Genomic DNA, 2,384 nt, shown 5'->3' with positions numbered 1-2,384 from the left:
ACCCAAAAGAAAAGGCCCGCCTCCCTGCGGAGGCGGGCCCGGCTCGGGCCGTGAGGCCCTTGCTTACTTCTCTTCGGTGTTCTCGCGCGCCTTGCGGAGCGCGGCGCCGAGGATGTCGCCCAGCGAGGCGCCGGAGTCGGACGAACCGTACTCGGCCATCGCCTGCTTCTCTTCCTCGACTTCCTTCGCCTTGATCGAGAGCGACACCTTGCGGGCGGCGCGGTCGACCTGCATCACCTTGGCGTCGACCTTGTCGCCGACGGCAAAGCGGTCCGGACGCTGCTCCGACCGGTCGCGCGACAGGTCGGACTTGCGGATGAAGCCGACCAGGCCGTCGCCGACCGAGACCTCGACACCGCCGTCGTTCACTTCCGTGACCGTGCCGGTGACGACCTCACCCTTGCGCAGGCCGCCGGTGGTGGCCGCCTTCTCGAAGGTGTCCTCGGTGAGCTGCTTCATGCCGAGGCTGATGCGCTCCTTCTCGACATCGACGTCGAGGACCTTAACCTTGACCTGGTCGCCCTTCTTGAAGTCCTGGATCGCCTCTTCGCCCGAGCGGTCCCAGGCGATGTCGGAGAGGTGAACCATGCCGTCGATCTCGCCCGGCAGGCCGACAAACAGGCCGAATTCGGTGATGTTCTTGACCTCGCCCTCGAGCTCGGTGCCGGCCGGGTACTTCTCGGCGAACACCTCCCACGGGTTCGGCAAGCACTGCTTCAGCCCGAGGCTGATGCGGCGCTTCACCGGATCGACGTCGAGCACCATCACCTCGACCTCCTGGGAGGTGGAGACGATCTTGCCCGGATGGACGTTCTTCTTGGTCCAGCTCATCTCCGAGACATGGACCAGGCCTTCGATGCCCGGCTCCAGCTCGACGAAGGCGCCGTAGTCGGTGATGTTGGTCACGCGGCCGCGGAAGCGGGCACCCGCCGGGTACTTGGCGACCACGCCCTCCCACGGATCGGCCTCGAGCTGCTTCATGCCGAGGCTGATGCGCTGGGTCTCCGGGTTGAAGCGGACGACCTGGACCTTGACGGCCTGGCCGATCTGCAGCGCCTCGGACGGGTGGTTGATGCGGCGCCACGCGATGTCGGTGACGTGCAGCAGGCCGTCCACGCCGCCCAGATCGACGAAGGCGCCGTAATCGGTGATGTTCTTGACCACGCCCTCGAGGATCTGGCCTTCCTTGAGGTTGGCGACCAGCTCGGAGCGGGCCTCGGCGCGGCTCTCCTCGAGCACGGCGCGACGCGACACCACGATGTTGCCGCGCGAGCGGTCCATCTTGAGGATCTGGAACGGCTGCGGCGTGCCCATCAGCGGGCTGATGTCGCGCACCGGCCGGATGTCGACCTGACTGCCCGGCAGGAAGGCGACGGCGCCGTTCAGGTCGACGGTGAAGCCGCCCTTGACCTTGCCGAAGATCACGCCGGTGACACGCAGCTGATCGGTGAACGACTTCTCGAGCGCGGTCCAGGCCTCTTCACGCTTGGCCTTCTCGCGGGACAGGACGGCCTCGCCGTTCTTGTCCTCCATGCGCTCGATGAACACCTCGACGGTGTCGCCCTCGGCCAGCGTGGCCGGCTGGCCGGGGACGGCGAATTCCTTGAGCGCCACGCGCCCCTCGGACTTCAGCCCCACATCGATCAGCACCATGTCGTTGTCGATCGAGATCACCCGACCCTTGACGACGGTACCCTCGAAGCTCTCGGACTGGCCGAGCGATTCCTCGAGAAGGGCGGCGAAGCTTTCCTTCTCGGTCGATTTGACGGCGGCGGAACTAGTAGCCATGAAAACTCCCGTTAGAGACAGACCGGTCGCCGCGCCGGCGGGTCGTCCCGCCTGGGAGAGCGCGATGGCCGGGCCGGGCCCGATGCCCGAATCTCCATCATGGTGATCGACGGCGGCCCGAGGGTCAGACGGCGTCGCGCGGGGGGCCGATCCGGCGGGACACATAAGCCAGAGCCTGGTCGAACACCTGGTCCGCGGTCAGCTGGCTTGTATCCAACAGAAAAGCGTCGCTCGCCGGGACCAAGGGGGCCACGGCGCGGCGACGATCGCGCTCGTCTCTCTGTCTCAGGTCGTCGAGGACCTCGTCGTATATAACCTCGTGGCCGCGCTCCCGCAACTCCTTCCACCGCCGGGCGGCGCGGGTTTCGAGCGTGGCGGTGACGAAGATCTTCGCCTGGGCGTCGGGGCAGATCACGGTGCCGATGTCGCGCCCGTCCAGCACCGCCCCCGGCGGGCGCTCGGCGAAGCGGCGCTGGAAGTCGAGCAACGCGGTTCGCACGCCGGGGATGGCGGACACCCGGCTGGCGGCCTGGGCCGCGGCATCGCCGCGCAGCTCCGGGTCGCCCAGGCCCGCCGGATCCAGCGCCAGCACGGCG

At 67.8% G+C, this 2,384-nt stretch carries 2 protein-coding genes; both read right to left on the bottom strand.

Annotated features, from left to right (window positions below; genetic code table 11):
* Window positions 1-63 precede the first annotated feature (63 nt).
* Window positions 64-1,788, bottom strand: a complete 1,725-nt coding sequence (gene rpsA, locus P409_RS32100) for a 30S ribosomal protein S1 (protein ID WP_034848173.1) — start codon at window positions 1,786-1,788, stop codon at window positions 64-66.
* A gap of 124 nt (window positions 1,789-1,912) precedes the next feature.
* Window positions 1,913-2,384 (bottom strand): (d)CMP kinase (locus P409_RS32095; protein WP_034848171.1); only part of this gene is annotated, 472 nt, incomplete at its 5' end.

Source organism: Inquilinus limosus MP06, assembly GCF_000767795.1.
In the GTDB taxonomy this organism is placed as follows: Bacteria; Pseudomonadota; Alphaproteobacteria; order DSM-16000; family Inquilinaceae; genus Inquilinus; species Inquilinus limosus_E.
The sequence above is the reverse complement of the archived record's forward strand: the minus strand, read 5'-3'. Positions and strand labels throughout refer to the sequence as shown.

What these genes read in the sequence shown, in the direction of transcription:
- rpsA (WP_034848173.1), bottom strand. Translation starts at nt 1,788, where the DNA reads ATGGCTACTAGTTCCGCCGCCGTCAAATCGACCGAGAAGGAAAGCTTC.